The sequence below is a fragment of the Rhizobium sp. BE258 genome (assembly GCF_031457345.1).
Classification (GTDB): Bacteria; Pseudomonadota; Alphaproteobacteria; order Rhizobiales; family Rhizobiaceae; genus Rhizobium.
This window is the reverse complement of the sequence record NZ_JAVDWL010000001.1, coordinates 292353-306817: the sequence shown is the minus strand read 5'-3', so window position 1 is coordinate 306817 and position 14465 is coordinate 292353. Positions and strand designations below refer to the sequence as shown.

General features: G+C 62.4%; 17 protein-coding genes. 9 read left to right on the top strand and 8 right to left on the bottom strand.

Features of this window, described 5'->3' with window-relative positions:
* Positions 1-9: 9 nt before the first annotated feature.
* Together J2X43_RS01545 and J2X43_RS01540 are read left to right on the top strand one after the other, a co-directional pair.
* Positions 10-1233 (top strand): FAD-dependent oxidoreductase, encoded by a 1224-nt coding sequence (locus tag J2X43_RS01545; protein ID WP_310290310.1) that lies wholly within the window; start codon positions 10-12, stop codon positions 1231-1233.
* A 12-nt stretch (positions 1234-1245) separates the two neighbouring features.
* Positions 1246-2058: a 3-methyl-2-oxobutanoate hydroxymethyltransferase gene (locus tag J2X43_RS01540; protein WP_310290307.1), complete on the top strand. Its 813-nt coding sequence runs from the start codon at positions 1246-1248 to the stop codon at positions 2056-2058.
* Positions 2059-2088: 30 nt separating this feature from the next.
* On the opposite strand, the gene J2X43_RS01535 is transcribed toward J2X43_RS01540, so the two are convergent.
* Positions 2089-2673: a HutD family protein gene (locus tag J2X43_RS01535; RefSeq protein WP_405049553.1), complete on the bottom strand. Its 585-nt coding sequence runs from the start codon at positions 2671-2673 to the stop codon at positions 2089-2091.
* A gap of 74 nt (positions 2674-2747) precedes the next feature.
* Between J2X43_RS01535 and J2X43_RS01530 the strand changes: the two genes are divergently transcribed.
* Both J2X43_RS01530 and J2X43_RS01525 read left to right on the top strand, forming a co-directional pair.
* Positions 2748-3011: a type II toxin-antitoxin system Phd/YefM family antitoxin gene (locus J2X43_RS01530; protein ID WP_112516477.1), complete on the top strand. Its 264-nt coding sequence runs from the start codon at positions 2748-2750 to the stop codon at positions 3009-3011.
* Positions 3008-3397, top strand: coding sequence for a type II toxin-antitoxin system VapC family toxin (locus tag J2X43_RS01525; RefSeq protein WP_310290303.1), 390 nt, complete (start codon positions 3008-3010; stop codon positions 3395-3397). The genes J2X43_RS01530 and J2X43_RS01525 overlap by 4 nt, the downstream gene beginning before the upstream one ends.
* Before the next feature lie 2 nt (positions 3398-3399).
* On the opposite strand, the gene hutU is transcribed toward J2X43_RS01525, so the two are convergent.
* From hutU to hutI, 3 genes are read right to left on the bottom strand one after another with little or no spacing between them, the layout of a single operon-like run.
* Positions 3400-5085 carry a urocanate hydratase gene (gene hutU, locus J2X43_RS01520; protein ID WP_310290300.1) on the bottom strand — a complete coding sequence of 562 codons (1686 nt, stop codon included), beginning with the start codon at positions 5083-5085 and terminating at the stop codon, positions 3400-3402.
* A 1-nt stretch (position 5086) separates the two neighbouring features.
* Positions 5087-6622, bottom strand: coding sequence for a histidine ammonia-lyase (gene hutH, locus J2X43_RS01515; protein WP_310290297.1), 1536 nt, complete (start codon positions 6620-6622; stop codon positions 5087-5089).
* The gene (hutI, locus tag J2X43_RS01510; RefSeq protein ID WP_310290295.1) at positions 6619-7869 is read right to left on the bottom strand and encodes an imidazolonepropionase; all 1251 of its coding nucleotides are present in this window, start codon (positions 7867-7869) and stop codon (positions 6619-6621) included. The genes hutH and hutI overlap by 4 nt, the downstream gene beginning before the upstream one ends.
* A gap of 116 nt (positions 7870-7985) precedes the next feature.
* Here hutI and J2X43_RS01505 point away from each other — a divergent pair, with 116 nt between their 5' ends.
* From J2X43_RS01505 to J2X43_RS01495, 3 genes are all read left to right on the top strand, one after another.
* Positions 7986-9332, top strand: a complete 1347-nt coding sequence (locus tag J2X43_RS01505) for a formimidoylglutamate deiminase (protein ID WP_310290293.1) — start codon at positions 7986-7988, stop codon at positions 9330-9332.
* A 58-nt stretch (positions 9333-9390) separates the two neighbouring features.
* On the top strand, positions 9391-10110 hold the full coding sequence (gene hutC / locus J2X43_RS01500) for a histidine utilization repressor (protein WP_310290290.1): 720 nt from the start codon (positions 9391-9393) through the stop codon (positions 10108-10110).
* 76 nt (positions 10111-10186) lie between these two features.
* Positions 10187-11302, top strand: a complete 1116-nt coding sequence (locus J2X43_RS01495; RefSeq protein ID WP_310290287.1) for an RHE_PE00001 family protein — start codon at positions 10187-10189, stop codon at positions 11300-11302.
* A gap of 128 nt (positions 11303-11430) precedes the next feature.
* Here the strand turns inward: J2X43_RS01495 and J2X43_RS01490 are convergent, their stop codons facing one another.
* From J2X43_RS01490 to J2X43_RS01480, 3 genes are read right to left on the bottom strand one after another with little or no spacing between them, the layout of a single operon-like run.
* The gene (locus J2X43_RS01490; RefSeq protein ID WP_112388911.1) at positions 11431-12147 is read right to left on the bottom strand and encodes a Bax inhibitor-1/YccA family protein; all 717 of its coding nucleotides are present in this window, start codon (positions 12145-12147) and stop codon (positions 11431-11433) included.
* 20 nt (positions 12148-12167) lie between these two features.
* On the bottom strand, positions 12168-12938 hold the full coding sequence (locus J2X43_RS01485) for an anti-sigma factor (RefSeq protein ID WP_310290284.1): 771 nt from the start codon (positions 12936-12938) through the stop codon (positions 12168-12170).
* On the bottom strand, positions 12925-13464 hold the full coding sequence (locus J2X43_RS01480) for a sigma-70 family RNA polymerase sigma factor (protein ID WP_112388913.1): 540 nt from the start codon (positions 13462-13464) through the stop codon (positions 12925-12927). The genes J2X43_RS01485 and J2X43_RS01480 overlap by 14 nt, the downstream gene beginning before the upstream one ends.
* Before the next feature lie 120 nt (positions 13465-13584).
* Between J2X43_RS01480 and J2X43_RS01475 the strand changes: the two genes are divergently transcribed.
* Positions 13585-13809 (top strand): TraY domain-containing protein, encoded by a 225-nt coding sequence (locus tag J2X43_RS01475; RefSeq protein WP_310290280.1) that lies wholly within the window; start codon positions 13585-13587, stop codon positions 13807-13809.
* Positions 13793-14065 (top strand): type II toxin-antitoxin system RelE/ParE family toxin, encoded by a 273-nt coding sequence (locus tag J2X43_RS01470; protein WP_112388915.1) that lies wholly within the window; start codon positions 13793-13795, stop codon positions 14063-14065. Before J2X43_RS01475 ends, J2X43_RS01470 begins: the two co-directional genes overlap by 17 nt.
* A gap of 2 nt (positions 14066-14067) precedes the next feature.
* Here the strand turns inward: J2X43_RS01470 and cueR are convergent, their stop codons facing one another.
* Positions 14068-14463: a Cu(I)-responsive transcriptional regulator gene (cueR, locus tag J2X43_RS01465; RefSeq protein ID WP_310290275.1), complete on the bottom strand. Its 396-nt coding sequence runs from the start codon at positions 14461-14463 to the stop codon at positions 14068-14070.
* Positions 14464-14465: the final 2 nt, after the last annotated feature.

Genomic DNA, 14465 nt, shown 5'->3' with positions numbered 1-14465 from the left:
GAGGCTCCCGTGTCTCATTTCGTCATTGTCGGGGCCGGAGAATGCGGCGCCCGCGCTGCCTTTGCGCTGCGCGAAAAGGGTTTCGACGGCAGCATCACGCTTGTCGGAACCGAAACCCTGCTGCCATACGAGCGGCCACCGCTATCGAAGGCGAGCCTCGGCGAAACGATCGAGCCCAAATTGATCGCCGCTGCCGAACGCTATGAGGCGGCGAATATCCGCCTGCTGAACGGCGTTTCGGTGGAGAGTCTCGATCCGGAAGCTCGGAACATGGTGCTCTCCGATGGCGCGGTGATCGCCTATGACAAGCTGCTGCTGGCGACGGGTGCCAGCGCCAGGGAGTTTCCCGGTACGTCTGCGATGAGCGCGCGGATCCGGGCGCTGCGCACGCACCAGGACGCGATCGCCCTGCGCGGTGTCATGCAGCCGGGCAGGCATATCGCCATTATCGGCGGCGGGTTCATCGGCCTCGAGGTGGCGGCGACTGCGATCAAGCTCGGCGCGCGCGTCACCCTCGTCGAGGGGCTTGAGCGGGTGTTGAAGCGTGGCGTGCCTGAGGAGATCGCCCATGCGCTCGCCGAGCGCCATCGGGACGAAGGCATCGATCTGCGCTGCGAAGCGGCGATCGAAGCGATCGGCGAAGCGGAGGGACACGCCTTCATCCGCATGGCGGGTGCAACGCTGGAATCCGACATGATTCTCGTTGGGATCGGTGCCCGACCGAATGTCGAACTGGCGGCGAAAGCAGGCCTTGCTGTTGATAACGGTATCGCTGTCGACACACATCTACAGACCTCCAGGGCGGACATTTATGCCGCTGGAGACTGCTGCTCTTTTCCCCTTGAAATTTACGGCGGTAAACGCGTGCGACTCGAATCGTGGCGCAATGCGCAGGAGCAGGGCACCCTCGCCGCCGCCAATATGATGGGCGGCAGCGAGACGATTTCCGCGGTGCCGTGGTTCTGGTCGGATCAATATGATCTGACACTGCAGATCGCAGGCCTCTCCGATGGAGCAGTGACGCATCTGAGGCGCGATCTCGGCGACGGCGCCTTCATCCTCTTCCATCTCGATGCCGGCGGCCGCCTGCTGGCGGCAAGTGGCATTGGAACCGGTAACGCGGTCGCCCGCGACATCCGCCTTGCGGAGATGCTGATTGCGGCGCGCGCCCATCCCGATCCGGCGGCCCTGACCTCAACCAATGTCAAATTGAAGTCGCTGCTCGCGGCCTGAATGGAGAACAAGATGAAGAAGCATATCCGGCCGACCGTCGCCGATCTTTTGGCAGAAAAAGGTAAGCGTCAACTTACGATGCTGCGCGTGACCTCGCTGGAAGAAGCGGAGGCCGCGGAGAAGGCGAAGATCGATATCGTCTCGGTTCCACCGGCGCTTTTGGGGCCGGTCTTCCGCGAGGTGGCGCCGAGCCCATTTGCCATCCCTGGGCTTGAATATGGCGATCTGGTCTCGGCGGACGAATATATGCGTGAGGCGTTCAAGGCGCTGAAAGCCGGCGGTGACGCCGTCTATTGCGCTGCCGGGCTCTCCACCATCCGGCGGATGCGCGAGGAGGGGATTCCCGTCTGCGGTCACGTCGGCCTCATCCCATCCAAGGCGACCTGGACCGGCGGCTTTCGCGCTGTCGGCAAGACGGCTGCGAGCGCCTTCGAGATCTGGCGCCAGACCAAGGCACTGGAGGAAGCGGGCGCCTTCGCGGCCGAGATCGAGGTCGTGCCCGGCGAGGTCGCGGCTGCGATCAGCCAGAACACTTCGATGCTGATGATCTCCATGGGTGCCGGAACCGGATGCGATGCGCAATATCTCTTCGCCGACGATGTGCTCGGCGCCAATCGGGACCACTATCCGCGCCACGCCAAGGTCTATCGCAACTTCGCAGCTGAGCATGACCGGTTGCAGCGCGAGCGTATCGCGGCCTTCACCGAATTCGCCGAGGATGTCAAAACCGGCGCCTATCCGGAAAAGCGGCACCTCGTCGGCGTCGATGAAGAGCAGCTGAAACTCTTCCTGCACCGGCTGCGCAGCGAGCTGGATCGCGCCTGATTGCTCGGCGAGTCCGCAGGCGTGGTCGTGCTACGCCTGCCGGATGTGGATCAGATAGCAGGTTGCGCGGCCGCGAAGAACGAGTGGAGATGGGTGTTCCACTGCGGCCAGGACCGCGTCGTCATTCTCGAGTGCTGCATTTTCTCCGCGGTATTCGCAGACGAGGCTGCCGTCGCGGCAAAGAAGCAGAACCGTGCCGGCGTTCACCGTGCCGGTCCAATCACCATCGATCACAAGCCGTACGACGCTGTGCGCAAGTCCTTCGCGCCGCGTCATGACATTAAGATCGGTGATCGTGCCGTCGGCGAGGGTGGCGGCCACCGGAACGTCGGCAGGGAAGGCGAGCGGCTTGCTCGATTTGGTCAGCAAAACAGGATCCCGGCCGCCGATGGCGAGCGACATGCCGTTGCCGGTGAGAATTGACAGCGTCCGGTCGATTCCTTCGAAAATCGAAAACGGTCCATCGCTGGCAACCGTTGCCATGCTCACCCGCCAGTCGAATGCCCCGAGCGCCGCATTCTCGGGGAAGATAGCAATTTCCACCGTCTCCCCGCCGCCATTCTTCCACGGCATGCGGCGATGGTTGCTGGCCTTGAGATGGGTAATGCGCGGCATGGCGGGCTCCGGATTGAAAAATACGATCAAGTGGACTAAGTTCAGTGGACTAAGTTCAAAGAGGTGCATGCACCATGGAAATCGTCAATATCCATGAAGCCAAGACCAACTTGTCGCGCCTGATGGAGAAGGTCGCGAAAGGCGAGTCCTTCATCATCGCCAAGGCGGGCAAACCGATCGGCAAGGTCGTGCCGATCGATGAGGTCGAGAAGCCCAAGAAGCGGCGTATCGGTTTCATGGACGGTGAGTTTAAGGTCCCTGACGACTTCGACACGATGATGGCCGAAGAGATCGAAGAGATGTTCTATGGCAATCCCGATAAGTTCAAGGACCGATGAAGCTCCTTGTTGATACGCATATCCTACTGTGGATGAGCGGCATGTCTTGGAGGCTGCCGCAAAAAGCGCGTGGACTTCTCGAGAACATCGAGAACGAGGTATTTTTCTCCACGATCAGTATCTGGGAAATCGCTATCAAGTCATCGTTGCCGCGGTTTCCCGATTTCTCCGTCGATGCCGAGAAGTTGCGCCGAACGCTGATAGATCAGGGTTACCTCGAGCTTCCGCTGATGGGCGAACATGCCGTGGCCGTGGGCGAACTTCCTCATATTCACGGCGATCCGTTCGACCGCATCCTCATCGCGCAATCGCTCGTTGAGGGGCTATCCCTGATAACCGTGGATAAGACCGTCGCGCGATACGGCGGTCTTATCCAGCTGGTCTGAGATCAGTTCCCCAAAATCCCCGGCAGCCGCAGGCCCTTCTCCTTGGCGCAATCGATCGCGATGTCATAGCCCGCATCGGCGTGGCGCATGACGCCGGTCGCCGGGTCGTTCCAAAGAACGTTTCCGAGGCGGCGCGCCGCATCGTCGGTGCCGTCGGCGCAGATGACCATTCCCGAATGCTGCGAGAAGCCCATGCCGACGCCGCCGCCGTGGTGGAGCGACACCCAGGTGGCGCCCGATGCGGTGTTGAGCAGCGCGTTGAGCAACGGCCAGTCGGAAACGGCGTCCGAGCCGTCCTTCATCGCTTCGGTCTCACGGTTCGGCGAGGCGACGGAGCCGGAATCCAGGTGATCGCGGCCGATGACGACGGGCGCCTTCAGCTCGCCGTTCCGGACCATCTCGTTGAAGGCGAGGCCGAGCTTGTGGCGGTCGCCGAGGCCGACCCAGCAGATGCGTGCCGGCAGACCCTGGAAGGCGATGCGTTCGCGCGCCATGTCCAGCCAGTTGTGCAGGTGCTTGTTGTCAGGCAGCAGCTCCTTCACCTTGGCGTCGGTCTTGTAGATATCCTCCGGGTCACCCGACAGAGCGGCCCAGCGGAACGGGCCGATGCCGCGGCAGAACAGCGGGCGGATATAGGCCGGTACGAAGCCCGGGAAGGCGAAGGCGTTTTCGAGGCCCTCGTCCTTGGCGACCTGGCGGATGTTGTTGCCGTAATCGAGTGTCGGAACGCCGGCATCCCAGAAGGCAACCATGGCTTCGACATGCTGGCGCATCGAGGCGCGGGCAGCGTCTTCGACGGATTTCGGATCGGTCTCGCGCTTGGCCTTGGCTTCTTCGACGGTCCAGCCGACCGGCAGGTAGCCGTTGCGCGGGTCATGTGCAGAGGTCTGGTCGGTGACGATGTCGGGGCGCGGGCCGCCAGCCTTCATCCGCTTCACCAGTTCCGGGAAGATCTCCGCGGCATTGCCGAGCAGGCCGACGGACTTGGCCTCACCGGCCTTGGTCCACTTGTCGATAAGGGCCAGTGCCTCGTCGAGGGTCTTTGCCTTTTCATCGACATAGCGGGTGCGGATACGGAAATCGATGCGAGTCTCGTCGCATTCGACGGCCAGGCAGCAGGCGCCGGCCATCACGGCCGCAAGAGGCTGCGCGCCACCCATGCCGCCCAGACCACCGGTAAGAATCCACTTACCTTTTAGGTTGCCGTCATAGTGCTGGCGGCCGGCTTCGACGAAGGTTTCGTAGGTGCCCTGAACGATGCCCTGCGTGCCGATATAGATCCACGAACCGGCCGTCATCTGGCCGTACATCGCGAGGCCCTTCTTGTCGAGCTCGTTGAAATGATCCCACGTGGCCCAATGCGGCACGAGGTTGGAATTGGCAATCAGAACGCGCGGCGCATCCTTGTGGGTGCGGAACACGCCGACCGGCTTGCCGGACTGAACGAGCAGCGTCTCGTCCTCGTTCAGCGTCTTCAGGGTTGCGGCGATCCGGTCGAAATCTTCCCAGGTGCGGGCGGCGCGGCCGATGCCGCCGTAGACGACCAGTTCGTTGGGGTTCTCGGCCACATCGGGATCGAGATTGTTCATCAGCATGCGCAACGGCGCTTCGGTCATCCAGCTCTTGGCATTCAGTTCGTCGCCGCGTGGCGCACGGATTTCGCGAATGTTGTGACGCGGATTGCTCATCTCAGATCTCCAGAGAAGGAAGGATGTTGGCGGAAACGGACGCGTTCAGCGCCCCGGTGGCGATAAGGCCGCTGGCGGCCTCGAGGTCGTTGGCCATATAGCGGTCGATTTCGAGCGTCGGGACCACGGCGCGGATCGCGCCGATCGCCTTCAGCAGCTCGGGGCTGGTGGCGAGCGGTGCGCGGAACTCGACACCCTGCGCTGCCGTCAGCGCTTCGATGCCGATGATGCCGAAGAGGTTCTCGGTCATCTGCAGCAGGCGGCGAGCGCCATGGCAGGCCATGGAAACGTGATCTTCCTGGTTTGCCGAGGTCGGCGTCGAGTCGACCGACGCCGGGTGCGACATCTGCTTGTTCTCGCTCATCAGCGCCGCCGAGGTCACTTCAGCGATCATCAGGCCGGAATTCAGGCCGGGCTTCTTGGCGAGGAAGGCCGGGAGGCCGTAGGAGAGGGCGGGATCGACGAGCAGTGCGATGCGGCGCTGGGCGATCGCGCCGATTTCGCAGACGGCGATGGCGATCTGATCGGCCGCAAACGCGACCGGCTCGGCATGGAAATTGCCGCCCGAGACGACGGAGTTGTCGGAGAGAACCAGCGGGTTGTCGGTGACTGCATTGGATTCGATCTCAAGCGTGCGGGCAACTGAACGGAGAAGATCGAGGCAGGCGCCATCGACCTGCGGCTGGCAGCGGATGCAGTAGGGATCCTGCACGCGCTCGTCACCCTCGATATGGCTCTGGCGGATGACAGAGTTGTCAAGGAGGGCACGTAGCGCCGCTGCCGTATCGATCTGGCCCTTGTGGCCGCGCAGCGTGTGAATGTCGGGATGGAAAGGCGCGGAGGAACCCATGGCGGCATCCGTCGACATCGCGCCGGTGATCAGCGCAGCCTGCGCGGCGCGGTGGGCGCGGAAGAGGCCTGCCAGCGCCAGCGCCGTCGATGTCTGCGTGCCGTTGATCAGCGCCAGGCCTTCCTTGGCGGCGAGCACGACAGGCGTCAGCCCGGCTTTTTGCAATGCGGCGGCACCCGAGAGGCGTTCGCCTGCGAAGAAGGCTTCGGCTTCGCCCATCATCACGGCTGCCATATGGGCGAGCGGTGCAAGGTCGCCGGAGGCGCCGACGGAACCCTTTTCCGGGATAACTGGGATCACGCCCTTTTCAAGCATGCCCTCGATCAGCCGGACGAGTTCGAGGCGAACACCGGATGCGCCGCGGCCGAGTGAGACCAGCTTCAGCGACATGATCAGCCTCACGACATTCTCGGGCAGCGGCGCGCCGATGCCGCAGCAATGCGACAGGATGAGGTTGCGCTGCAGCGTGGCGACATCGGCGGCATCGATCTTGATCGAAGCCAGTTTGCCGAAGCCGGTATTGATGCCGTAGACGGGCGCGTTGCCCGCGGCGATCTCGGCGATGCGCGCGGCAGCCTTGCTAATCCCGGCGTCGAAAGACGTATCGAGCCTGGCCGGTTCGCCGGTCCAGTAGATGGTTTCCAACTGTTTCAGAGAAACGGAGCCTGGATGGAGGGTGATGGTCAACGGCCGATCCTTTCGCCCTTGTAGACGCGTGCATGAAGTGGGTTGAAGCCGATGCGGTAGACGAGCTCGGCGGGGCTCTCGATATCCCAGATTGCCATATCGGCGGATTTTCCGGCTTCCAGCGTTCCGGTCTCGCCAAGAAGGCCAAGGGCGCGAGCACCCTCGCGGGTGGCGCCAGCGATGCATTCCTCGACGGTGAGGCCGAAAAGCGTTGCCGACATGTTCATCGTCAGCAGCAGAGAAGTCAGCGGTGAGGTGCCGGGATTGCAGTCGGTCGCGATGGCGATCGGCACGCCTGCGGCGCGCAGCGCCCTGACTGGTGGCTTCTGCTTTTCGTTGATCGCGTAGAAGGCGCCGGGCAGCAGCACGGCAACGGTTCCGCTCGCTGCCATCGCCGCAATGCCTTCGTCGTCGAGATATTCCAGATGATCGGCGGACAGTGCGCCGTAACCGGCTGCGAGCTTGGCGCCGCCAAGGTTCGAAAGCTGCTCGGCATGCAGCTTGACCGGCAGGCCAAGCGCCTTGGCACGATCGAAGACGCGGGCGATCTCGTCGGTCGAGAAGGCGATGCCTTCACAGAAACCATCGACGGCGTCCGCAAGACCGCGCTTGTGCGCTTCATCCAGCGTCGGCAGCACGACATCGTTGATATAGTCGCCGTTGCGGCCCTTGTAATGCGCGGGTGTCGCGTGGGCGCCGAGATAGCTGGTCTTGACCCGAACGGGTCTGATGGCGCCGAGCGCGCGGGCGGCTTCCAGCATCTTCAGCTCACCGTCGCTGGTCAGTCCGTAGCCGGACTTGATCTCGATGGTCGCGACGCCTTCGGAAAGCAGCGTATCGAGCCGACGTATCGAGGCCTGAACGAGGCCGTCGACCGACAGCGCATTGGTCGCCTTGACCGAGGAAACGATACCGCCGCCGGCGCGGGCGACTTCCTCGTAGGTCGCGCCTTCGAGGCGCATCTCGAACTCGCGGGCGCGGTTGCCGCCATAAACGATGTGCGTGTGGCAATCGACAAGACCGGGGGTAACCCAGCGTCCTTCGAGATCGATGATCTCGGCACGCTCGATCATTGAAACAGGCAATTCGCCTTCCGGGCCAACATAGGTGATCTGGCCGCCTTCGGTAACGACAGCACCTTTTTCGACGATGCCGAGACCGGACTGTGAAGGATCGAGCGTCGCCAGTCTGGCGTTGCGCCAGAGGCTTGGACGGTCCGTTCCGGTGAAAAGATTATCCCCTGTCATCAGCTTTACGCCTTTCCTTATGTCGAAACATGTATATACATAATAATCAAGTGACAAGTGGAATTTTGGGCGCTTCCATGGAAAAGAAAGATGGGACGCCCTGAAGGGAGAAGCCGATGACGACACTTCATGCAAAAAGCGCGCTGCTGCCGCAGGGGTGGCAAAGTGATGTGAGGCTGACGATCGAGGGCAGCCGCATTGCCAAGGTCGAGACCGGTGTCGCGGCCGCCGCAGGCGATGAGCTACACTCGGTGTTGGTCCCGGCGATGCCCAATCTCCACAGCCATGCTTTTCAGCGCGCCATGGCGGGCCTCGCCGAAGTTCGCGGCCCCGCCGATGACAGCTTCTGGAGCTGGCGCATAGTGATGTACAAGTTTGCGCTGTCGATGACGCCCGACCACGTCGAGGCCGTGGCGGCGCAGCTCTTTATGGAAATGCTGGAGGCTGGCTTCTCCCGCGTCGGCGAGTTCCACTACCTGCACCATGACAAGGATGGCCGTCCCTATGGCGATATTGCAGAGCTTGCCGGGCGCATTGCCAGCGCCAGTACCGATACCGGTATCGGCTTGACGCTTCTGCCTGTCTTCTATGCCCATTCCGGTTTCGGCGGCGCGGCACCGATCGAGGGGCAGCGCCGCTTCATCAACTCGGTGGAAAGCTTCGGCAGCCTGATGGAGCGCTGCACGGCGATAACGGGCGGGATCGAGGGCGCCAAACTCGGTATCGCGCCGCATAGTCTCCGGGCTGCAACGCCGGACGAGCTGAATGCGGTTTTGCCGCTGGCAGGCAACGGCCCTGTTCACATCCACATCGCCGAGCAGGTCAAGGAGGTCGAGGACTGCATCGCCTGGTCCGGCGCGCGTCCGGTCGAGTGGCTGCTTGCCAACGCCCCGGTCGACGGCCGCTGGTGCCTGATCCATGCGACCCACATGACGAATGACGAGACGCGCGGCATGGCGAGAAGCGGCGCGATTGCCGGCCTCTGCCCGATCACCGAAGCCAATCTCGGCGACGGTACGTTTGCCGCGCCGCTCTTTCTGGAAGAGGGCGGGCGCTATGGTATCGGCTCGGATTCCAACGTGCTGATTTCGCTGTCCGGCGAGCTGCGCCAGCTCGAATATTCCGAGCGTCTGCATCGCCGCGCCCGCAACGTCATTGCCGCGCCCGGCGGTTCGACGGCGCGCGCCCTGTTCGACAATGCCCTCAAGGGCGGCAATGCGGCACTGTCTGCCGCGGCCGGGTTTGGTGAAGGAAGCGATGCCGATATCATCTCGCTCGATTGCACCGCCGTTCCCTATCTCTCCGGCGATCAGCTGCTCGATCACTGGATCTTTGCCGGTGGTGTCGGGATAGACAGTGTCTGGTCGCTCGGACGCAAGCAGGTCGAGGGTGGCCGCCATAAGAAGCGGGAGGCCATCAATCGCCGTTTCCTTGCCGCGATGCGCGAGCTGCTGGATGCATGAGCCTTCCCTTCCTTCCGTATAAGCTCTAGAGCGGGGAGGACGCCAACCGGAGCCAGAGATGAACGGTAGCAAGGATGCGACACTGCATCAAAGCATCTTGAGCGAGATCGAGGGCCGTATCGTCTCCGGCGAGTGGCCGCCGGGGCACCGCATTCCCTTCGAGGTCGATCTCGCCCAGCAGTATGGCTGTTCGCGTATGACCGTGAACAAGGTGATGACTCAGCTTGCCAAGGCTGGGCTGATCGAGCGGCGGAAGAAATCCGGCAGCTTCGTCACCCAGCCGCAGGCGCAATCGGCCGTTCTTGAGATCCACGACATAAAGGCCGAGGTTCAATCGTTGAACCTGCCCTACAGCTATCGCGTCGTAGCGAAATCGAGCCGGAAGGCAAAGGCGGGAGACGGGCGGTTGCCGGATCTGGCAGCCGGTACGCCGCTTCTGGAGCTCGCCTGCGTTCACTTTGCCGGGCCGCGCCCCTTTTGCCTGGAAGAGCGTCTGATCAATCTCGAAACCGTGCCCGATGCCGCGACTGCGGATTTCGGCGATGTTGCGCCAGGAGCTTGGCTTCTGAAGCAGGTGCCCTGGACGACGGCTGAGCACAAGATCCATGCGCTGTCGGCGGGCAATGCTGCTGCCGACGCGCTGGATATTGCCCGCGGCACGGCCTGCCTCGTCATCGAGCGCCGAACCTGGAGCAATGCCGGGCCGGTCACCCATGTGCGCTTCACCTATCCTGGCGACCGGCATGCGCTTGTCGCCCGTTTCAGCCCGGCCTCCTGAGAATCGACCGCCTGCTTATTGCGAATCATGCGTCAAATAGCGGAAGTAAACACTAAGATGGCTTCCGGAAAATGACATGCGCTATGAGATCGACAACGCTCTGCTGAAAAGTCTGCTGCCAGCGGTGGTGCAAGCCGAGGACATGCTGGCGCGTCTCGATGAGCGCGCCGCGCGCTCGCCTGTGGGCGAAGGCTTTACCGAGCGTGGCCACTTTTTCGATGCCGCAGGCGCGCTCTGGGTCGCTGGAGAGCTCGTTCATATCGAGGATCTCGTTCTGCACGACGCCCATATGGACAGCCGCACGCCGAGCCACGAACTGACGATCGCGCATGCGGTTCTTCGCGCAAGGCGGCGGATCTGGACTGCGGACCCCACCTGGGCGCTGAGCGCCGCAGGATTGAACGCGCTTGCCGGAGCCGGGCTGGACGAGGGGACGGCGCCGGAGATCAAGAGCCTGCGCCCCGTCGAGGAGGAGGCAGACGATCCCGACGAGCTTCTGGCCGCCGAGCTTGCCGAGATCGATGCGGTTCTCGCCCGCTCTCAGAAATTGCTCGATGCCCATATCGGCAAGGAGGCCGAGCCGGAAGAACGGCCGAAGGAAAAGCGCAGCGACGATCCACTCGGGCTTTTCGGCGACGACGAGTGGGACGAGGGGCTGCGGCTTGCGGATTGGCGTGCAGTCCTGCCGCTTGCCGGCGATCTGCCTCCGGTGCTCGCCGCCGCCGTTCTTTTCGAGGCTTGGGAAAGGATCGAGCCGCTCCGGCGGCAGAACTGGCTTGGCGGATTGCTGGCCTCCAGCCATTTGCGGGCGCGCGGCAAGGTCGCCTCGCATCTCTTTTCTTTCTACGGCGGGCTGAAGACGGTGCGCCACGAGCGCCGCCGCTCGCGCGACAGGCTGACCCGGCTTTTGGCCTTCCTAGAAGCGATGAGTGAAAGCGCGGCCACCGGCCTCAAGGAGATGGATCGCCTGACTCTGGCCCGCACCCAGATGGAGCTGCGCTTCCGGGACCGGCGCTCCAATAGCAGCCTGCCGCAGCTTGCCGATTTCGTGCTGTCGCGGCCGATGGTTTCTTCGGCGATGGTTGCCAAGCAGCTGAAGGTCACAAGCCGCGGCGCGCTCAATCTGCTCAACGAGATCGGCATCCGCGAGATGACCGGCCGCGGCCGCTACCGTGCCTGGGGCATCCTCTAAGCGAAACGCAAAAAAGGCCGAAGCTTTCGCTCCGGCCTTCTCTCTAAGGGTGAACGTCCGGCCCGCCATCCTGTCACAGATTGCGGGCCGGACGCTCTAGCGCTTCCATTGCCCCCAGAAGCGCAGTCCTATTCCCGCTCGCCCGTGAAGTTGAGCAGCAGCTGGAAGATGTTGACGAAGTTCAGGTAGAGAGACAGAGCACCGAAGACGGCAAGCTTCTGGTTCGATTCCTGATCGTGGTTCTCGGAAAACTGTTCCTTGATGTTCTGCGTGTCCCAAGCGGTCAGGCCGACGAAGACGACGATACCGATGACCGAGATGGCGAACTGCAGCGCAGACGAGCCAAGGAAGATGTTGACGATGCTAGCGATGACGACGCCGATCAGGCCCATCATCAGGAACGAGCCGACCTTCGCCAGATCACGCTTGGTGACATAGCCGTAGAGGCTGGTCGCGCCGAACATCGTTGCGGCGATGAAGAAGGTACGGGCGATGCTCGTGCCGGTGAACACCAGGAACACCGAGGCAAGCGACAGGCCCATGACGGCGCAGAACGCCCAGAACATCATCTGTGCAGCACTGGCCGACATCGTCTGGATCTTGAACGAGAAGAAGAAGACGAAGGCCAGCGGAGCGAGCATGACGACCCACTTCAGCGGCGACTGGAAGATCGGCACGTAGAGCGCCGGCGTCGAGCCGACGATGAAGGCGACGATGCCGGTAATGACGAGGCCGACACCCATGTAATTGTAGACGCGCAGCATATGCTGGCGCAGTCCCTCGTCGAAGAGCGCCTGCGAGCCGGCGGCAGAGCCGTAGCCGTAACGCGGATTGATCTGGTTCATTGCGATCTCCTCGGGTTGAACTAGTAGAGCGAGCGGGCTAGGCCTTCGGCCGCCCTGTCGAGATTGAGGCCGCCATCACCGGCAACGAGGGCATAGGCCACTTCGCCGATTTGCCAGTAGGCAGCTTCGGTATTGTCGAGCGCGAGATGGCCAACCGGTTGCACGGCAAACGCCCCCGGCCTAACGGCAAACAACGAGAGCTGTTTGCCGTTCGCTTCCTGGATAGCCATCTCCACGCTCGGGCCGAATGCAGACGGGAAGATCTGAACATCAGAGACCTTCCAGCCCTTCGGCAGTTCGGGCATGGTAATTGCAGTCGCCGCACGAATGTCGTCGGCGTTGTAGTGTGGTGCCGCCGCCTGTGACGGCATGGTCTGGCGGAGCTGCGCCGTCCGGTAGGCGCGGACCGCATCTTCGACATAGGCAGGCGCCGGTGTCGAAGCAGCAACTTCGGTTGCCGTGAAGGCGCCGAACGACGTGTGGGCGACCCAGCCGGCAGCAACGAGCACGGCAACGGCAGCGATCCGCTGGACGGTGTGCAGGATGCGGCCATAGGACAGACCACGCTCCAGCCGCCGTGCGGCATCCCGGGTTTCGATCCGGCCGAAGGCATTCTCGCCGGCCAGCGCCAGGCGCAGTTCGCCCTTGATGCTGAGATCGGCCATCACCTTCGCAGCGATATCCGGGTTCTCCGAAAGGTAGGATTCCACCTGGATGCGGCGCGCCACATCGAGCTCGCCATCCACATAGGCGTCGAGATCGGTGTCGATGATCGGATCAACTGCTTTCATTGCCGTTCCCTCCGATTAGGCGCAGGTGCGAAACGCGCGGTGTCTTCTCCTCGAATTCACGAAGCTGGGCGCGGGCTCTCGAGATCCGCGACATCAGCGTTCCCACAGGAATGCCGAGCGATGCGGCCGCTTCCTGATAGGAAAGGTCTTCGATGGCGACGAGATGCAGCGCCTCCCGCTGTTCTTCCGGCAGGTTGAAGAAAGCGTCGCGAACCTGTTGGAGGCGCACGGCATGTTCCTGTCCCGCCGGCAGCGACTGGTCCGCCTCGAGGGCCGCTTCGTCATGCCTGCGTGTGAGCGACCGGTTCTGGCGAACGCGATCGATGTGAGCATTGTGAACGATGGAAAGCAGCCAGGTGCGAAGATTGCCGCCGCCGCGGAAGCTCTGACGCTTCTCGTAGGCCCGCAGCAAGGCATCTTGCACCAGATCTTCCGCGTCATCCGAGTTGCGCACCAGAGCACGCGCGTAGCGCCTGAGCGCTGCGAGCTGTCCGATAACATCGAATGGGCGTTCTTTCCGTTCCATGATTGAGTATACGGATGCTGGCCGGGATTTATTCCCGAAAATTTTCGGCACTTTCAGATTTTTCGTTCGATTGCCGCGCCACGCGGGATTTGCTATACATGTATAGCAAGGAGAACACCGATGCTCGCCCTCAGATTGCCGCCGGATGTTGAAGCCCGGCTTGATGAACTTGCCAGGCGCACCGGCAGAAGCAAGAGCTTTTACGCGCGCGAGGCCATTCTCGAATACCTGGACGATCTGGAAGATATCTATCTCGCCGAGAAGCGATTGGAAGATGTTCGCAGTGGGCGGAGCGACAGCGTCGCGCTCGAAGATCTGATGAAGGCCTATGGTCTGGAAGATTAGGCTCGAGCGCTCGGCAGAACGCGAGCTTTCCAAACTCGGCGCGGATGCCGCCAAGCGAATTCTTGTCTTTCTTCACGGCAGGCTAGCGAAGCTCGATGATCCGCGTTCGATCGGTGAAGCGCTGAAGGGATCCGAGCTCGGAAATTTCTGGAAATATCGTGTCGGCGATTACCGCATCATCGCGCATATCGAGGATGGGATCGTGGAGATCCTGATCGTCCGGATCGGCAATCGCCGAGAGGTCTACCGGCGCTGAGGCTAAACTGCCTTACCATCCGAAAGCCCATCCAAAATCGGGCAATCGGGCCGGTCATTGCCGTGGCAGGCGTGGACGAGATGCTCGAGCGCGCGGCGCAGCTCCATCATCTCGCGGATCTTCTGGTCGATCTCGGTCAGCTTGGTCTGGGCGATGTCCTTGACGTCGGCGCTGGCGCGGCTCTTGTCTTCGTAGAGCGCCAGAAGCTGCCGGCATTCCTCGACCGAGAAACCGAGGCCGCGGGAACGCTGCAGAAAGCGCAGCTTGTGGACATCGGACAGGTCGTAGTCACGATAGCCGTTTCCGCCCCTTTCAGGGCGGACTAGGCCGATATCCTCGTAGTAGCGGATCGTCTTTGCCGGAAGACCGGACCGGTCCGATGCCTCGCCGATATTCATGG

Bases quoted from the DNA above. Each gene is read 5' to 3' on its own strand.
- J2X43_RS01530 (WP_112516477.1), top strand. From the start codon at position 2,748: ATGGAAATCGTCAATATCCATGAAGCCAAGACCAACTTGTCGCGCCTG.
- J2X43_RS01490 (WP_112388911.1), bottom strand. From the start codon at position 12,147: ATGAACCAGATCAATCCGCGTTACGGCTACGGCTCTGCCGCCGGCTCG.
- hutC (WP_310290290.1), top strand. From the start codon at position 9,391: ATGAACGGTAGCAAGGATGCGACACTGCATCAAAGCATCTTGAGCGAG.
- J2X43_RS01535 (WP_405049553.1), bottom strand. From the start codon at position 2,673: ATGCCGCGCATTACCCATCTCAAGGCCAGCAACCATCGCCGCATGCCG.
- J2X43_RS01480 (WP_112388913.1), bottom strand. From the start codon at position 13,464: ATGGAACGGAAAGAACGCCCATTCGATGTTATCGGACAGCTCGCAGCG.
- J2X43_RS01485 (WP_310290284.1), bottom strand. From the start codon at position 12,938: ATGAAAGCAGTTGATCCGATCATCGACACCGATCTCGACGCCTATGTG.
- J2X43_RS01475 (WP_310290280.1), top strand. From the start codon at position 13,585: ATGCTCGCCCTCAGATTGCCGCCGGATGTTGAAGCCCGGCTTGATGAA.
- J2X43_RS01505 (WP_310290293.1), top strand. From the start codon at position 7,986: ATGACGACACTTCATGCAAAAAGCGCGCTGCTGCCGCAGGGGTGGCAA.
- J2X43_RS01540 (WP_310290307.1), top strand. From the start codon at position 1,246: ATGAAGAAGCATATCCGGCCGACCGTCGCCGATCTTTTGGCAGAAAAA.
- hutU (WP_310290300.1), bottom strand. From the start codon at position 5,085: ATGAGCAATCCGCGTCACAACATTCGCGAAATCCGTGCGCCACGCGGC.
- J2X43_RS01495 (WP_310290287.1), top strand. From the start codon at position 10,187: ATGCGCTATGAGATCGACAACGCTCTGCTGAAAAGTCTGCTGCCAGCG.
- cueR (WP_310290275.1), bottom strand. From the start codon at position 14,463: ATGAATATCGGCGAGGCATCGGACCGGTCCGGTCTTCCGGCAAAGACG.
- J2X43_RS01525 (WP_310290303.1), top strand. From the start codon at position 3,008: ATGAAGCTCCTTGTTGATACGCATATCCTACTGTGGATGAGCGGCATG.
- hutI (WP_310290295.1), bottom strand. From the start codon at position 7,869: ATGACAGGGGATAATCTTTTCACCGGAACGGACCGTCCAAGCCTCTGG.
- J2X43_RS01470 (WP_112388915.1), top strand. From the start codon at position 13,793: ATGGTCTGGAAGATTAGGCTCGAGCGCTCGGCAGAACGCGAGCTTTCC.